13 protein-coding genes are annotated in these 16348 nt (G+C 67.3%); all 13 read right to left on the bottom strand.

Going from position 1 to position 16348, the window contains the following annotated elements; genetic code table 11:
• Positions 1-407: 407 nt before the first annotated feature.
• The 13 genes from OG225_RS01740 to OG225_RS01680 all read right to left on the bottom strand — a co-directional run bounded on the left by OG225_RS01740 (position 408) and on the right by OG225_RS01680 (position 16238).
• Entirely contained in the window at positions 408-1163 is a 756-nt protein-coding gene (locus OG225_RS01740; RefSeq protein WP_405180118.1) for an ESX secretion-associated protein EspG, read from the bottom strand.
• The gene (locus OG225_RS01735; RefSeq protein ID WP_405180117.1) at positions 1160-2518 is read right to left on the bottom strand and encodes a PPE domain-containing protein; all 1359 of its coding nucleotides are present in this window, start codon (positions 2516-2518) and stop codon (positions 1160-1162) included. The genes OG225_RS01740 and OG225_RS01735 overlap by 4 nt, the downstream gene beginning before the upstream one ends.
• 29 nt (positions 2519-2547) lie before the next feature.
• The gene (locus OG225_RS01730; RefSeq protein WP_405180116.1) at positions 2548-2940 is read right to left on the bottom strand and encodes a hypothetical protein; all 393 of its coding nucleotides are present in this window, start codon (positions 2938-2940) and stop codon (positions 2548-2550) included.
• 26 nt (positions 2941-2966) lie between these two features.
• A complete protein-coding gene (locus tag OG225_RS01725) occupies positions 2967-3674 on the bottom strand; it encodes a DUF3558 domain-containing protein (RefSeq protein WP_405180115.1) in 708 nt (235 codons plus the stop codon).
• A gap of 11 nt (positions 3675-3685) precedes the next feature.
• Positions 3686-4831, bottom strand: coding sequence for a glutamate 5-kinase (gene proB, locus OG225_RS01720; protein ID WP_405180114.1), 1146 nt, complete (start codon positions 4829-4831; stop codon positions 3686-3688).
• Positions 4832-4919: 88 nt separating this feature from the next.
• Positions 4920-6374 carry a GTPase ObgE gene (gene obgE, locus OG225_RS01715; RefSeq protein ID WP_405180113.1) on the bottom strand — a complete coding sequence of 485 codons (1455 nt, stop codon included), beginning with the start codon at positions 6372-6374 and terminating at the stop codon, positions 4920-4922.
• 167 nt (positions 6375-6541) lie between these two features.
• Positions 6542-6808, bottom strand: a complete 267-nt coding sequence (gene rpmA, locus OG225_RS01710) for a 50S ribosomal protein L27 (protein WP_109523840.1) — start codon at positions 6806-6808, stop codon at positions 6542-6544.
• A gap of 21 nt (positions 6809-6829) precedes the next feature.
• Positions 6830-7141, bottom strand: a complete 312-nt coding sequence (gene rplU / locus OG225_RS01705) for a 50S ribosomal protein L21 (protein WP_109523841.1) — start codon at positions 7139-7141, stop codon at positions 6830-6832.
• A 420-nt stretch (positions 7142-7561) separates the two neighbouring features.
• Positions 7562-10660 carry a translation initiation factor IF-2 N-terminal domain-containing protein gene (locus tag OG225_RS01700; RefSeq protein WP_405180112.1) on the bottom strand — a complete coding sequence of 1033 codons (3099 nt, stop codon included), beginning with the start codon at positions 10658-10660 and terminating at the stop codon, positions 7562-7564.
• A gap of 519 nt (positions 10661-11179) precedes the next feature.
• Entirely contained in the window at positions 11180-11596 is a 417-nt protein-coding gene (gene ndk, locus OG225_RS01695; protein WP_405180111.1) for a nucleoside-diphosphate kinase, read from the bottom strand.
• A gap of 57 nt (positions 11597-11653) precedes the next feature.
• On the bottom strand, positions 11654-11995 hold the full coding sequence (locus OG225_RS01690; RefSeq protein WP_405183156.1) for a DUF4233 domain-containing protein: 342 nt from the start codon (positions 11993-11995) through the stop codon (positions 11654-11656).
• A 107-nt stretch (positions 11996-12102) separates the two neighbouring features.
• Complete coding sequence (locus OG225_RS01685) at positions 12103-13473, bottom strand: bifunctional folylpolyglutamate synthase/dihydrofolate synthase (protein WP_405183155.1); 1371 nt, start codon at positions 13471-13473, stop codon at positions 12103-12105.
• An 83-nt stretch (positions 13474-13556) separates the two neighbouring features.
• Positions 13557-16238 (bottom strand): valine--tRNA ligase, encoded by a 2682-nt coding sequence (locus OG225_RS01680; RefSeq protein ID WP_405180110.1) that lies wholly within the window; start codon positions 16236-16238, stop codon positions 13557-13559.
• Positions 16239-16348 lie beyond the last annotated feature (110 nt).

Raw genomic sequence — 16348 nt, 5'->3', positions numbered from 1 at the left:
GCTGCCGACCCAACGCCCACTCTCACACCAGCCTCTCGAGCCGAGGGCATCACGCGACAGAGTTGCGGTCACCGCGATCCGATTCGGCGAGGTCGACGACACCGGAACTCCCCCGCCGGGCGGCATGGACCCGCCGTTCCCGCCGACGGAGCCGCCCGAGGACTGTTCACCCCACATCCCTGTTCCGGACGCCGGATACCGGTTCGACAGATCAGATGTCGGTCAATCATCAAGAATGCGAGCGCCCTTGCTCGCCGTCTCCGACATGCGCAATCTGCTCGGACGGACCAGGTCAACACACCTGCTCAAATGCTGCCGCGCCGCGGTGAACGGCGGCGTCGACATGTGGAGCCAGTACCGCGCCCCAGCGGATCCCTATGCAGCGGCTCGGAGCCGGGCGGTGAAGTTCAGTACCGCCAGGCTGTTTCGCGGGCTTCGAGGCGGGCGCGGTCCACCATGGTGGTGACTTCGGCACAAATAGAGTCGGTGCGGGACGGGGTGGCTTCGATGCGGTCGCCTTCTCGGATGCGGTAGCGGCCGTCGTCGATGTAGTCGACGATCACGATCTGGGAGCCGCGGTCGGTGGAGCCGTCGAGGGCGGGGCCGGTGTCGACGCGAATTTCCGCATAGGTGCGGAACGGGCGGGTGAGGAGGCGCGTCGCTTGTTCGCCGATGGTGCGGCGGGTGGCGCCTCGGTCGGCGGGGCGGTCGAAATCCTCGCGAGCGATGTCGATGGCGGGCGCTCTTCCCGGGCCGATATCCGGTAGTACCGAGAGAAGGCGTTTCACTGTGGCCTGGGCCGAGCACAGGTCGACGCGAATGGTTGCGCCCGTGCCGAATTCGAAGCCGGGTAGTTGTGCGGCGACCGCACCGGCGTCGGATTCGATGGCGGCGCAGGCGCGGATCATGCGGTCTCGACCGTCGCGGCGATAGCCGAACATCTCGACGCGGATATCGGGGTGGGCCATCGCGTGTAGTGCGTGGTACAGCGAATCATCGTCGCCCATGCGTTCGGCCAGAACGCGCGCGGCGTCCCGGCGTTGCCGGTCGAATTCGACCTGGGTTTCGACAGCGGCTCGGAAGGTGAGCGGGAACGGCATTCGGTCGCGGCCCAGCGTCTCCCACGCGACCCAGAATTCGAGCGGGGTGAGATCCCAGGTCATTCCTGATCGCCGATCACCGGGGGCACGGACAGAGTTTCGGGGCCGAGTAATTCCTCGTGCACGCCGCGCAGGTAATCGGGGGCATTGTGTTCGCTCTCGTCGTCCTTCCCGGTGCCGCCTCGGCCACCGCCCATTCCACCCACGCCGGACATACCTGCTCGCCCGGTCGATGCCGCGGTACCGCTCGTGCCCGCCGAGGTAGGGTTCGCGCTCTTGCCCGACCCCGGGACGCTGCCACCGGCTCCGGGAGTGCCCGATCCGGCCCCCGGACTTCCGGAACCCGAAGGCGAGCCGCCGCCGTGAGACCCGCCGGACCCGAGGCCCGAAGGGGTCGACGGCGCGGCGCTCGACGGTGTGGTGGGTGCGGCGCTACCGGGTGTCTGCGCGGCCGCCGGTTCGGTCGACTTCGACGAATTGTCGTTGGACGTGTCGTTCGAGTCGCCGTCGGCGTTGTTGTCCTCGTTCGGGTTTTCGGCGCCCGGATCTTCGGTTTCGGGGTTCTCGGCTCCGGATTCGCCGCTGTCGGGAGTATTGCCCTCCGGCCTGTTCGAGTTTCCGGAACCGCCGCCACCGCCCGGTACCTCCGACCCGTCGTCACCCTTGTCGCCGCCGGGAACCGAGCCGGATGTCGTGGGCGAGGGGACTTTCGGAACGTTGTTGTCTGCCTGTGCCGCCACCGGCGCGTATACCGTGCGCATCACTTCGTTCGCTTTGTCCTCGGCGTCCTGCGCGCGACGAGTATCCGCGCCCGAGATCATGCCGGACACGTCGAGGATCTTGTCGCCGACCGTGCTCACGACATTCGCGAGTTTGCCGTCGGCCCGCGCCTCGGAGGGATGGGGCACCTGGTAGCTGACCTGCTGGAAGCCGGTGTAGGCCTCTTCCATCTTGTTCGCGATCAGTGATACCGCCTGGTCGACCTTGTGCACGTCGCTCAGGTAGCCGCGCACGGCCGCCAGCGCGCTGTTCGCGGCATTGCCCGACCAACCGCGCTCCATCTCTTTCGCGATATTGTCGTGAAAGGCGGTCGCTTTGGCCGTGGTATCGGTGGCGAGCGCTTTCCAGGCCGCGACGCTGGAACTCATCTCGCCGAGCCCGATGGAATCGATGAAACTCATGATCCGCTCGTGCGGCATGCCGACGAAGGTCTCCATCACCGGCGGGACGACCTGTGAGGTGTACTCCCCCGAGAAGCTCTGGGAAAGCTCGCTGTTCGCGGTGTACAACCGATTGCGCGAATCGTTGCCAGTGCTCTGCGCCGCCGATTCCGTTGCGGTAGGCGAGATATCGCCGTCGAACAGGCCGGTTACCCTATCAACGAGGTAACCAGGACCACCCGCCGTCAACTCCGACACGAACTTTCCGAAAGTCACACTTCCCCCGATTACGCCACTTTGTTGGTCTGCTGTTTGATCGCCTGCTGCGTCGCCTCGTCGCAGGCTTTGTAGGCGGCACCGGCTTTGCGGTACATATCTGCCATCGCTTCGAGAATTCCGATGTGCTCGCTGACTGCGGCAGGATACGAACCCGAACCCGCTCCGCCTGTAGCCAGGTCTTGAAACTTGCTCCCAAGCGTCTTTGCAGAGGTCAGATTTCCGAAGGAGTCGACAAAGACGAGGTTGCGGGTACGGCTTGACAGATTACGAAGCTCACTACAGTAATCATCACACCATTTCGCACAACGCTCGGCTGCGTCGAACTCGATGATCAGGCGACCTGATGACGCCTCACCAGCGAGGCGCTGGAACTCTTTACTTAATTCACCAGGACTTGCCATTGCATTTCACCTCAGTCCCACGTCAGTTAGCGAGGTATCGAGTCGATAATTTTGGAAACTGCTCCAAGCGTGAATACACAAGGGTCTGCGGTGGTCTTACTGTCGACATATTTTTTTGCTGAAACCGTGACCACGCCTTTGCTCGTATCGAAAGAGAATCCACATTCGACCGGCGGCGAATTGTTGCCCAAGTAGTATTGGAAGGCAGCCCTGTCGCCGACCTTGGTATCGTGAAAGTCATTGAAGTAATCATTAGTCCGGAAATCTTCCAGAGACTTCGAACTGGAGCTGATCAAGATGAAGTGGCCCCATCGGCCATCCGTGTTGGCGGCATCCCATTCGCAACCGATGAACGCCTCCCTCGGTGTACCGAACGGATTCGAATCCTTCGTGGCCGGATCCGCACCCGTCGAAGCGATCACACTCTCCGGCAACGTACAGGGATCGAAGAGCTGCTCTTTGGTCAACGGCGCACCACTGACCTCCGGCTGACCGCTCACCGACTCCGAACACCCCGCGACCGCCAACACAGCGCACAGACCCGCGACTACACCGAGCACACGCACGGAAACCCCCGCCTCTCCAATGGACTGCGCTTCACGATAGCAACGCCCGAGCGTGGACAGCCGCCCACTCTCGACTCGCCCCACCGTGCCCGACCGGTCGTCCTCGCATCCGCTACCTCCAACGATCCTTCTTCTACTTGGACGTGAGGCAACAGCTTTCGGTTCCATCGTTTCGCCGATTACCGACGCGGGCTTTCCTCCACGCTGACCAGGTCGTCGGCGTGAATCACCGGTCGACGCATGGTTTCCGGGAGTTCGGCGCTGGAGCGGCCGAACATGGTGGCCAACTCGGTGCTGTCGTATTCGACGACGCCGCGGGCGACGACGCGATCGTCGGGTGAGACCAGGTCGACCACGTCACCGCCGTGGAAGCGACCGCGCACGCCGACGATGCCCGCGGCGAGCAGGGAATGACGGCGGTGGGCGACGGCGAGCACCGCGCCCTCGTCGATGAGTACCGCGCCGCGACTGTCGGCGGCGTGCCTGACCCAGAACTTCCTGGCGGACAGGCGAACCGGGCGTGCGGCGAAGGCCGTGCCGACCGAGCCGGCGGCCAGGGCGGTGGCCGCGTCGGCGGCAGCGGCGAGGAGCACGGGAACTCCGGCGTCGGCGGCGAGGCGGGCGGCGGACAGTTTGGACGCCATCCCGCCGGTGCCGAGCGCGCCGCCGCTCCCGGCGATCACGCCGTCCAGGTCGGCGCTGCTACGTACTTCGGGGATGAAGGTGGCCGCGCCCTTGCGCGGATCGCCGTCGTAGAGTCCGTCGACATCGGAGAGCAGGATCAGGGCGTCGGCTCCGACCAGGTGTGCCACCAGGGCCGCCAGCCGGTCGTTGTCGCCGAAACGGATCTCCTCGGTGGCGACCGTGTCGTTCTCGTTGACCACGGCGACCGCGCCGAGCGAACGCAACCGGTCCAGGGTGCGCTGGGCATTGCGGTGGTGCTCGCGACGGGAGAAGTCGTCGGCGCTCAACAGCACCTGTCCGACGGTGCGGCCGTAGCGGGCGAACGAGGTGCCCCACGCGTGCGCGAGGGCCAACTGTCCGACGCTGGCCGCCGCCTGCTTGGTCGCCAGATCCCTTGGCCGAGTGGATAATCCGAGCGGTGCGAGCCCTGCCCCGATCGCGCCCGACGACACGACGACCACGTCGGATCCGGCGCGCATGCGTGCCTCCACGGCGTCGGCGAGCCGATCCAGCCGCTCGGTGTCGAGCCCGCTCTTCATGCTGGTCAACGCCGACGACCCGATCTTCACCACGACACTGCGCGCGGTCGCTATCGCCTCGCGCGCCGCACCGACGCCGGATTCCGAATTAACCTGTGTCACCTTCGAACTCCCTGCGCCCCGAGAGAATCCACCGTCGAGCCGGACCCCGGCAGACCTGCGGCCCACCGGAACACCGCGGCAGGCACGGCTACTCCTCGTCCTCTTTCACCAGACCGCGACGCACCCGCGACGCGTGTTTGCGCTCGGCCGCGCCGATGCGGTCGGACTGTTCCAGACGAATATCGGTACCGCGACCGGTGGGCACCATATCGATACCCGCGGAAATCTGCGGCTCCCACTCGAAGGTGACGTGGCCGATGGTGACCGGAGCGCCGGGGACAGCGCCCTGCTTGACCAGTTCGTCCTCGACACCGAGTCGAGCCAGCCGGTCGGCCAGGAAGCCGACGGCTTCGGCGTTGTCGAACTGGGTCTGTCGCACCCAGCGCTCGGGCCGGGTGCCGCGCACGATGAAACCGCCGGGCTCCTGCGGATCGGCGATGACACTGAAACCGGTCTCGTCCACCGCGATCGGACGAATGATCGGCCGTTTGGGCGCCGCCTTCGGATGGTCCTCGCGATATTGCAGCACCATCTCGGCGAGCGCGAAGGTCAGCGGCCGCAGCCCCGCCCGGCTCACCGCCGAGATCACGAACACCGGCCAGCCGCGCGCGGTGAATTCCGAGGTGACCATGTCGGCCAGCTCCGCCGCGTCGGGCACATCGGCCTTGTTGAGGATGACCACGCGCGGACGGTCGGCCAGGTCACCGAGGTCGGCGTCGGCGCTCAGCGCGGGTTTGTAGGCCGCGAGTTCGGCTTCCAGCGCGTCGACGTCGGAGACCGGATCCCGGCCCGGTTCCAGCGTCGCGCAATCGACCACGTGGGCGAGTACCGCGCAACGCTCCAGGTGGCGCAGGAAGTCCAGCCCGAGACCGCGGCCTTCGCTCGCGCCGGGAATCAGCCCGGGTACGTCGGCGACGGTGAAGGTGGTGTCACCGCTGGCAACGACACCGAGATTGGGAACGAGGGTGGTGAAGGGATAGTCCGCGATCTTCGGTTTGGCGGCCGACAGCACCGAGACCAGCGAGGATTTACCCGCGGAAGGAAAACCGACGAGGCCGACGTCGGCGACCGACTTCAGTTCGAGGACGAGTTCGCGTTCGTCGCCGTCCTCGCCGAGCAGCGCGAAGCCGGGCGCCTTGCGCGCCTTCGAGGCCAGCGAGGCATTGCCGAGGCCGCCGCGGCCGCCGCGCGCGGCGATGTACTGGTTGCCCGCACCGACCAGGTCGGCGACGATCATGCCGTCCTTGTCCACAACGACGGTGCCGTCCGGCACCTTCAGCAGCAGGGGTTCGCCCTGTTTGCCGTCGCGATTGCTGCCCTCGCCAGGTTTGCCGTTACCCGCTTTGGCGTGCGGGTGGAAGTGGAAGTCGAGCAGCGTGTGCACGTTCGGGTCGACCTCGAGGATCACATCCCCGCCGTTACCGCCGTTACCGCCGTTGGGCCCGCCCAGCGGCTTGAACTTCTCCCTGAGCACCGACGCGCAGCCGTGGCCGCCCTTACCCGCGCGCACGTGAAGCACGACGCGGTCGATGAATTTGGACATACGCCGAATCATCCTCCTTCTTGGCTCGGTGCTGCGCGAGGCAGGGTCGATCGGATACGCGATGGTCTGACAACGATGGGCCACGGCCATGCCGCGGTGGAAACGCGAAAGCGGGCCAGGGTTCTGCGACCCTGACCCGCTCTACGCTGTCGAAGTGGTTTAGGCGGTCAGGCCTGAACCGGCTCCGGTACGACGATGTTGACGGTCTTGCGTCCACGCTTGGTGCCGAACTGGACCGCGCCCGCCGCGAGGGCGAACAGGGTGTCGTCACCGCCACGGCCGACGTTGACGCCGGGGTGGAAGTGGGTGCCGCGCTGGCGAACCAGGATTTCGCCCGCGTTGACGGCTTGACCGCCGAAGCGCTTGACGCCGAGTCGCTGGGCGTTGGAATCGCGACCGTTCCGCGAGCTGGACGCGCCCTTCTTATGTGCCATAGCTGTTTCTCCTCGGAAGTCTTACTTGATGCCGGTGACCTTGATGACCGTCAGCGGCTGACGGTGACCCTGGCGCTTGTGGTAGCCGGTCTTGTTCTTGAACTTGTGGATGCGGATCTTCGGGCCCTTGGTCTGCTCGACGACCTCGGCCGCCACGGAAACCTTGGCCAGGGCGGCCGCATCCGTGGTCAGCTCGGCGCCGTCGACGAGGAGAACCGGGGACAGCGCCACGGACGAACCGGGAGCCCCCTCGATCTTCTCGACCTTCACCAGGTCACCGACCGCGACCTTGTACTGCTTTCCGCCGGTCTTGACGATTGCGTACGTTGCCATCGGTCGGCTTCCTCCACTCGATGTTCACTCGTGCTTAGTCACGTCGCAGGAGGCGACGTGACCGTGTCTTGGCTGGTTGCTGCACAGGGGGCGTGACGGAACTCCACCACGTATGCCCATCGCCAGGCAGCGACCGTCCAAGGCTACCAGACCCATGTCCTACAACCAATTCGGCCTCTGGCAACCGCATAGCGATCGCGGGGCGAACCCCGCTGACCCTCGAGAACCCCTCGAAATCCGAAGGGATCACGGTCGGCTCGGCGTTCACCGGATATCCCGGCGAGCGCCGCGCCATGCGAGACGGGTGAATTCGTGAGATCCGCCACTTCGCGGCAAACAGCCACGGAGAGACCGGAAATCGTCACCCACCGTCCCGCGCGTTCCGGTCGACCGCCGATCGACGGCCGGCCGGAACGCCACTCAGGCGTCGACGGGAGGCCCTGCCGGACGTCCGACGGCCCGGCGACGCGGTTTGCGCGCCACCACTTCCTCGGGAACTTCCTCGGCGAAATCGACGACGGGAGCGGCGGGCTGGTCGTTGCCCGACACCACGAACACCGCGCCGCTGCTGTCGGCGGCGGGCGCCGCGGCGGACCGCGCGACCCGCCTGCGACGCGCGGGACGCGCCGCCGGTTCGTGCGAACCGTTGGTCTCGGCGGGAGCGGTGGCCCGCACCGCCTCGACCGGTTCCGGCTGTTCGATCACGACCGCGTCCGCGCCCTCGCGCAACGCGTTCGCCGCCACCTCGGCCACTTCCGCGGCCTCGGTCCCGGCCGCGGTTTCCACCACGGCGATGACCTCGGGCTGCTCGACCTCGGCGACGTCGGCGGCCGCGTCGACCGCTTCGACGACCTCGGCCGGGGACTCGACGGTTTCGGCCACCGCGGCCGTCGAGGCCGCGGATTCGACTCCACCGGTCGACGACTCGGCGAATTCGGCCGACTCGTCGTCCTCGTCCTCGCCGTGATGGGCCGCCATCGCCAGGGCGACCGGATGCGCCCGCTTGACGGCGGCGTCCTCCTCGACCGGTTCGGCGGCGGTATCGGCGACGGCGGGGGCGGCGGGCGCCGGAGCGCTCTTGTCCCGACCCCGACGCCTGCGTGAACCCGTTTCCTTACGACCCGCGTTGTCCTCGGCCGTCGACGGCTCCACCGGATAGGTGTGCACGAGGATGCCGCGCCCGTGGCAGTGTTCACAGGTCGTCGAGAAGGCTTCGACCAGTCCGGTGCCCAGTTTCTTCCTGGTCATCTGGACCAGGCCGAGCGAGGTCACCTCGGAGACCTGGTGCCTGGTGCGGTCACGGCCGAGCGCCTCGGTGAGACGGCGCAGCACGAGATCCCGGTTGGATTCGAGCACCATGTCGATGAAGTCGACGACGATCATGCCGCCGATATCGCGCAGCCGCATCTGGCGCACGATCTCCTCGGCCGCCTCCAGGTTGTTCCTGGTGACCGTCTCCTCCAGATTGCTGCCGCCGGAACCGGTGAATTTGCCGGTGTTGACGTCGATGACCGTCATCGCCTCGGTGCGGTCGATCACCAGCGTGCCGCCCGAGGGCAGCCACACTTTGCGATCGAGCCCCTTGGCCAACTGCTCATCGATGCGGTAAGTCTCGAAGACGTCGAGCTTGTCGCCGTCGTGGCGCGACACCCGCGCGAGCAGGTCCGGCGCGACGGTGCCGATGTACTTCTCGACCGTGCTCCAGGCGCGATCGCCCTCGATGACCAGCCTGGAGAAATCCTCGTTGAACAGATCCCTGATGACCTTGACCAGGAGATCGGGCTCCTCGTACAGGGTCTTGGGCGCGCCGTTCTCCTTGGCCGCCTGCTCCTCGATGGTGCGCCAGGTGGCCTGCAACCGCTCGACGTCGCGGGCCAGTTCGGCCTCGGCGACGCCCTCGGAGGCGGTCCTGATGATCACGCCCGCGTCGGAGGGCACGATATCGCGCAGGATCTCCTTGAGACGTTTGCGCTCGGTGTCGGGCAGTTTGCGGCTGATACCGGTGGACGTGCCGCCGGGCACATACACCAGGAACCGTCCGGCGAGGCTGATCTGGGTGGTCAGGCGCGCGCCCTTGTGGCCGACCGGATCCTTGGAGACCTGGACGAGCACCTGATCGCCGGGCCGCAGCGCCTGCTCGATCTTGCGTTCCTTACCGCCGAGACCGGCGGCCTCCCAGTTCACCTCACCGGCGTAGAGGACGCCGTTGCGGCCGCGGCCGATGTCGACGAACGCCGCTTCCATGCTCGGCAGCACGTTCTGCACCTTGCCGAGATAGACATTGCCCGCCATCGAGGCGGACCCGGTGCTGGTGACGAAATGCTCGACCAGGATATTGTCCTCGAGCACGGCGACCTGCGTGGCGGTCGGGTGGTCGGGGAACGCCTTCTCGCGCACCACCATCACCCGGTCGACCGCTTCGCGGCGAGCGAGGAATTCCGATTCGGTCAGGATCGGCGGGCGACGGCGACCGGCCTCGCGACCGTCGCGCCGACGCTGACGCTTGGCCTCGAGCCGGGTGGACCCGCTGATGCCCTGTACCTCGTCGGAGGAAGTCGCCGCCGCCGCGGCGCGGCCACGGCTCTTGTTCCTCGGTTCGCGCTCGTGCACGACGGTGTTGGGGGGATCGTCCTCGGAGACCGGTTCGCTCTCCGCGCCCTCGCCGCCGACCTTGCGGCGGCGCCTGCGACGACGACGGCGGCTCGAACCCTCCGGCGCGTTCTCGTCGTCGTCGGTGTCGGTGTCGTCGGAACCCTGTTCGGCGCCTGCGTCGGTGTGCTCGGCGGCCGACGCGTCGTCCTCGGAATCGGTGTCGGCGTTGTCCTCGTCGTCACCGTCGGCGTCGGAATGCTGTTCGCCCCGACCGCGGCCACGGCCACGGCGGCCACGACGCCTGCGACGCGGCTGACCGTCGGCGTCACCGGACTGATCGGCGTTGTCACCGTCGTCCTCGGTGGTGTCCGCCTCGTCCTCGGCTTCGACGACGGGCGGCTCCTCGGTCCGGCGGACCTCCCGCTCGGTACGGCGCTGCTTGCGCACCTGCTCGACCGCCGTGGCGTCCGGCGGTAGGAACAGCGGCGCGGCCACCGACGCGGATTCGAAGACGGGAGGCGCGGTGACGTGCGGCTCCTCGGTGACGGCGTGGGTGAACAGCTGCACCGACGGCTGATGCGCCGGTGTCTGATCGGCCTCGGCCTGTCCGGCGTGCACCGGATCGGGTCGGGAGAACATGAGGCCGCGCGCGGTGGCTGCTGCCGCCTGGCGTGTCTCGGTCTCCTCCGCCGTCTCGGGAGCGGGCGCCTCGGTCTCCGGGGACTCGAGACTGTCGCGGACCGACTCCGCGACGGCTCGATCCACGTTCGACTGCGCGCTACGCGCGTCGGCACCCAACTCGGCGAGCTTGGCCAGGATTCGTTTGCTCGTCACTCCCAGCCGCTTGGCAAGCGCGTGAACTCGGATTCGCTCCGGCAATTGATCGGCATCCTGTGATGTTGTTTCCAGCGGCTCTTGATCGGCCACGAAGTCTCCTCGAGGCCCCCGGGCGCGTCCCTCCCGGTACGGAGTGACGCGGCCGACGCGGGGGCGCTGTCCGTTCACCTCGCGCCGGCGGCGCAAGGTCGTATGGTCTCGCCCCGCGTGCCCGGTCAACACCATATTTCTCGTCTGTCGGGCTGACTGGTCACGCGGCGCCTGGCTTGGCTGAACTCCGCGGATCGAGCGTTCATCCAGCGTGCCGACGCGAACAGCCGCACCACTCGAGCAGGTGTGGATATCCGTAGCAGCGATGATCGGCATCGAAACCGCGGTGTCATCCGGTTGCCTCGGTCACCGATAGTCCGCGTACCTGCGCGAACAGTCGGAACCGTTGGTAACCGCTTCCAGTATCCCACATCGTGCGCAGACGGTTCGCCATCGGCGCACGACTGCGTCCGGGACAGCCCCGCCCGTACTCGGTCCGGTGGCGGGGCGGGAAGGGCGATGACCCCCGTCTTCTCCGGCGCGTTCAGCGGTGGCCGGAATCAGGGGACGGGGGGTGGATCAGACCGGGAACTGCGGGAACCAGAGGGTGATCTCGCGCTTGGCGGATTCCGGCGAATCGGAGCCGTGAACCAGGTTGTACTGCGTTTCGAGACCGAAGTCGCCGCGGATGCTGCCGGGGACGGCCTTCTCCACCGGATCGGTGCCGCCCGCGATCTGACGGAATGCCGCGATCGCGCGGGGGCCCTCGAGGATGGCCGCGACGACCGGACCGGAGGTGATGAACTCGATCAAGGAACCGAAGAACGGCTTCTCGGCATGCTCGGCGTAGTGCTCCCCCGCCAGTTCCTCGGATACCTGCTTCAGCTCGAGGGCGGCGATCTCGAGGCCCTTGCGCTCGATTCGGGCCAGCACCTCGCCGACCAGGCCACGGGCCACGCCGTCCGGCTTGATGAGTACCAACGTCTGCTCAGTCACGGCGCACAGCCTAACCGGCGACCGTACGGTGTACCGAACCAGCGCGCTCCCCGGCCGCTAGCCCAGCGGGCGGACGCGCTGACTCGGCAGCAGTCCCGCCTCCATCCGGCGCTTCACATCATGGCGCAGGACCAGGATGAAACCCCAGACGACGGCGAACACGATGCCGATGACACCGATGGACAGGTGGAAGATCGCACCGGCGATGAGCAGCACCTGCAACCCGAGATCGTAGGCGAGCGCCCACGGCCTGCCCTGCAACCCGGCCCCGAGGAACATCAGCACCGCGAGTACGACGATATAGATGCCCGAAGCCCAGGTGACGCCACCGCCGACGTCGGCGACCACCGGCAGCGCCAGCAGCACCACGATGGCCTCGAGCACCAGGGTCCCCGCCATCACGCCGCGGAAACCCTTCCACGGGTCGGTGGTCGGCGGCGCGACCGGCGGCGCGCCGTTCTCACCTTCCGGACCGCCGGTCGCGCCGAATTCGCCGCCTGCTGGACTCACATCGGGTCCTTTCCGAACAGGGCGCGGGCCGCACCGGCGGTGACCACCGATCCGGTCACCACCACGCCCGCGCCGGAGACCATCTCGCCCTCCTCGCCGACCTCTTCGGCGATGGCGATCGCGGTCTCGACCGCGTCCGGGAGGGTTTCGGCGGTCACCACGCGCTCGTCACCGAAGCGCTGGACCGCGAGAGTGGCCAGGCTGTCGACATCCATCGCGCGGGGGGATCCGTTGTCGGTGACGACGATCTCGTCGAAGACCGGTTCCAGTGCCTCCAGAATGCCCGCCGCGTCCTTGTCCGCGAGCACACCGACGACGCCGACGAGTTTGCGGAAGTCGAATTCTGAGGTCAGCGTCGCGGCCAGGGCGCGCGCGCCCGCCGGATTGTGGGCGGCGTCGATGAAGATGGTCGGCGCGCTGCGCATCCGTTCCATCCGGCCGGGACTCGCCACATTCGCGAAACCGGCGCGCACCGCCTCGATATCGAGCCGGCGGGACGCGCCCGCCCCGAAGAACGCCTCCACCGCGGCCAGCGCGAGCGCGGCGTTGCGGGCCTGGTGCTCACCGTGCAGCGACAGGAAGATCTCGTCGTAGACCCCGCCGAGCCCCTGCAATTCGATCTGCTGACCGCCCACCGCGATCCGCCGGGCCAGTACCCGGAATTCCGCGCCCTCGCGGGCGACCGCGGCATCGACCTCGACGGCGCGGCGCAACAGCACGTCCATCGCCTCCGGCTCCTGCTGGGCGATCACCGCGACCGTGTCGCGCGGTACCAGGCTCTCCGGCGCGCGTTTGATGATCCCGGCCTTCTCCCCCGCGATGGTGGCGAGATCGTTGCCGAGGAAGTCGGTGTGGTCGAGCCCGATCGGTGTGATCACCGCGACCTGGCCGTCGACCACATTGGTCGCGTCCCAGGTGCCGCCGAGCCCGGTCTCCACGATCGCGACGTCGACCGGTGCCTCCGCGAACGCCGCGAAGCCCATCGCGGTCAGCACTTCGAATTTGCTCATGGCCGGACCGCCGGCCTCGGCGGACTGCCGGTCGATCAACTCGACGTAGGGCAGGAGTTCCCGATAGGTCTCGACGTAGGCGGCCGGGGTGATCGGATGGTTGTCGATGCTGATCCGCTCGGTCGCCAATTGCAGATGCGGGCTGGTGATCCGGCCGGTGCGCCGGTGCAGCGCCGTGAGCAGCGCGTCGATCATCCTTGTCACCGAGGTCTTGCCGTTGGTGCCCGCGATATGGATCGACGGGTAGTTCTGCTGCGGGGAACCGAGCAGATCCATCAGCGCCGCGATCCTGGCCAGCGACGGCTCGATCTTGGTCTCCGGCCAGCGTTTGTCGAGTTCGGCCTCGACCAGCGCCATTTCGGCGAGATCCACCGGAGACGGGCCGGTGCCGAGCCAGGTCGACCCGCTGTCGTCGTGGTACCGGCGCTCCGGCTCGTCATTCACTTCGAGGCCAATTCCGCGAGCCTCGCGCCGATACGGGCAACCTCGGCGGAGGCGACGTCGCGGCGGGACCGGATCTTGTCGACCACCGGTTCCGGGGCCTTGGCCAGGAACGCCTCGTTGCCGAGTTTGGCGTCGGTGCCGGCCAGTTCCTTCTCCGCAGCGGCGAGATCCTTCTCCAGGCGGCGTCGCTCGGCCTCCAGGTCGACCGCGCCCTCGGTGTTCAGTCCGACCACCACGGTGGTCAGGCTGAGCCTGACCTCGACCGAGGCGCTCGTGTCCTGACCGTCCTCCAGATCGGTGAGCCGTGCCAGCGAGGTGACCGCCTCGCGCAGGCCGGTGAGTCCGGCCTCGTCCAGACCGGTCAGCCTGGCGCGCACCTTCTGCTTGTCGGCCAGACCCTGATCGCTGCGGAACCGGCGGACCTCGGTGATCAACTCCTGCGCGTCGGCGACGCGCTGGGCGGCCACCGTGTCGGCGGGCACCCCGGAAGCCTGCGGCCACGCCGCGATCACGATGGATTCGCCGCCGGTCAGCGCCTGCCAGAGCGATTCGGTGACGAACGGGATCACCGGGTGCAGCAGTCGCAGCACCGCATCGAGCACCGTGCCGAGCACGACGCTGGTCGATTCGGCGCGCGCGTCGCCCGCCGCGAACTGGACCTTCGCGAGTTCCAGGTACCAGTCGCACAATTCGTCCCAGGCGAAGTGGAACAGCGCCTCGCACGCCTTGCCGAACTCGTAGGCGTCGAAAGCCGAGTCCACCTCGGCGAGCACTTCCTCGAACCGGTCGAGGATCCAGCGGTCGGCGTCGGTCAGGGTGGCACGCTCGGGTAGATCGCCGGGGCGCGCGCCGTTCATCAACGCGAATTTGGTGGCGTTGAACAGTTTCGTGACGAAGTTGCGCGAGGCGAGCGCGTGCGATTCGCCGACCGAGAGGTCACCGCCGGGCTGTGCGCCACGGGCCAGGGTGAAACGCAGGGCGTCCGCGCCGAAGGACCGGATCCAGTCGAGCGGGTCGATACCGTTGCCGCGCGATTTGGACATCTTCTTGCCGTGCTCGTCCCGGATCAGCCCGTGCAGGAACACGTCGCGGAACGGCACCTGCACCGCGTCGGCGGGCTTACCCGCGGTGATCGCGGAATCCTCGGAGACGAACGTCCCGAACATCATCATCCTGGCCACCCAGAAGAACAGGATGTCGTAGCCGGTGACGAGAACGCTTGTCGGATAGAACTTCTCCAGTTCGGCGCTGTTCGCGGGCCAGCCCATGGTGGAGAACGGCCACAGCCCGGAGGAGAACCAGGTGTCGAGCACGTCCGGGTCCTGCACCCAGCCCTCGGGCGCGGTCTCGTCCGGCCCGACGCACATCACTTCGCCCTCGGGGCCGTACCAGATCGGGATGCGGTGACCCCACCACAGCTGGCGCGAGATGGTCCAGTCGTGCATGTTGTCGACCCAGTCGAACCAGCGCGGTTCCTGGCTCGGCGGGTGGATCACGGTGTCGCCGTTGCGCACCGCGTCGCCCGCCGCCTTGGCGAGCGATTCGACCTTGACCCACCACTGCATGGACAGGCGCGGCTCGATCGGCTCGCCGCTGCGCTCGGAATGGCCGACGCTGTGCAGGTAGGACCGCTTCTCGGCGGCCACACGGCCGAGTCCGGCGAGTTCTTCACGCACCGCGACCCTGGCCTCGAAGCGGTCCATACCGTCGAATCTGGTTCCGGTGTCGACGATTCGGCCGCTCTCGTCCATGATGCTCGGCATCGGCAGGTTGTGCCGCAGCCCCATCTCGAAGTCGTTCGGATCGTGGGCGGGGGTGATCTTCACCGCGCCGGTGCCGAATTCCGGGTCGACGTAATCGTCACCGATGATCGGGATCTGCCGACCGGTGATCGGATGTTCGATGGTGGTGCCGATCAGTGCCTTGTATCGGGGGTCTTCCGGGTGCACCGCGACCGCGGTGTCGCCCAGCATGGTCTCCACCCGGGTGGTCGCCACGATCACATGCGGTTCGGCGTCGTCGAGCGAGCCGTAGCGCAGGGAGACGAGTTCACCCTCGACGTCCTCGAACTTCACCTCGATATCGGAGATCGCGGTCCGCAGTTCGGGCGACCAGTTGACCAGCCGCTCGGCGCGATAGATCAGGCCCGCGTCGTAGAGACGTTTGAAGATCGTCTGCACCGCGCGCGACAGCCCGTCGTCCATGGTGAACCGGTCGCGGCTCCAGTCGACGCCGTCGCCGAGCGCGCGCATCTGCCATTGGATCTGTCCGCCGGATTCGCGCTTCCAGTCCCAGACCTTGTCGATGAACAGTTCGCGGCCGAAATCCTCTTTCGTCTTCCCGTCCACCGCGAGCTGTTTCTCGACGATGGTCTGGGTGGCGATTCCGGCGTGGTCCATGCCGGGCAGCCACAGCACTTCGTAACCCTGCATGCGCTTACGGCGGGACAGGGTGTCCATCAGCGTGTGGTCGAGGGCGTGGCCCATGTGCAGACTGCCGGTGACATTCGGCGGCGGGAGCACGATGGAGTATCCGGGCTTGGCGCTGCCGGGATCGGCGACGAAGTACCCCGCGGCTACCCAGCGCTCGTACATCTCGGCCTCCACCTCGCTGGGGTTCCAGCTCTTGGGGAGGGCATCGGCACGATTACGCGAGTTGTCAGGGGCTGCGCTGGTCACCCCGGCATTCTAGTTGCCGTGGTCCTGAGCTCATAAAAGGCCCTCGCACGGGTTAGGCGGAGTCTTCGGTGGATGAGGGACACCGAAGACTCCGCCTACACCCCTGAGCT

This window comes from Nocardia sp. NBC_01377 (genome assembly GCF_045040005.1).
GTDB lineage: Bacteria > Actinomycetota > Actinomycetes > Mycobacteriales > Mycobacteriaceae > Nocardia > Nocardia noduli.
Note: the sequence above shows the minus strand (reverse complement) of the source record. Positions and strands in the feature narration are given on the sequence as shown.

Excerpts from the sequence above, each read along its gene's own strand:
- OG225_RS01730 (WP_405180116.1), bottom strand. The coding sequence starts at position 2,940 with ATGGCAAGTCCTGGTGAATTAAGTAAAGAGTTCCAGCGCCTCGCTGGT.
- OG225_RS01685 (WP_405183155.1), bottom strand. The coding sequence starts at position 13,473 with ATGGCGCTGGTCGAGGCCGAACTCGACAAACGCTGGCCGGAGACCAAG.
- obgE (WP_405180113.1), bottom strand. The coding sequence starts at position 6,374 with ATGTCCAAATTCATCGACCGCGTCGTGCTTCACGTGCGCGCGGGTAAG.
- OG225_RS01725 (WP_405180115.1), bottom strand. The coding sequence starts at position 3,674 with ATGGAACCGAAAGCTGTTGCCTCACGTCCAAGTAGAAGAAGGATCGTT.
- rpmA (WP_109523840.1), bottom strand. The coding sequence starts at position 6,808 with ATGGCACATAAGAAGGGCGCGTCCAGCTCGCGGAACGGTCGCGATTCC.
- OG225_RS01690 (WP_405183156.1), bottom strand. The coding sequence starts at position 11,995 with ATGGCGGGGACCCTGGTGCTCGAGGCCATCGTGGTGCTGCTGGCGCTG.
- rplU (WP_109523841.1), bottom strand. The coding sequence starts at position 7,141 with ATGGCAACGTACGCAATCGTCAAGACCGGCGGAAAGCAGTACAAGGTC.
- OG225_RS01740 (WP_405180118.1), bottom strand. The coding sequence starts at position 1,163 with ATGACCTGGGATCTCACCCCGCTCGAATTCTGGGTCGCGTGGGAGACG.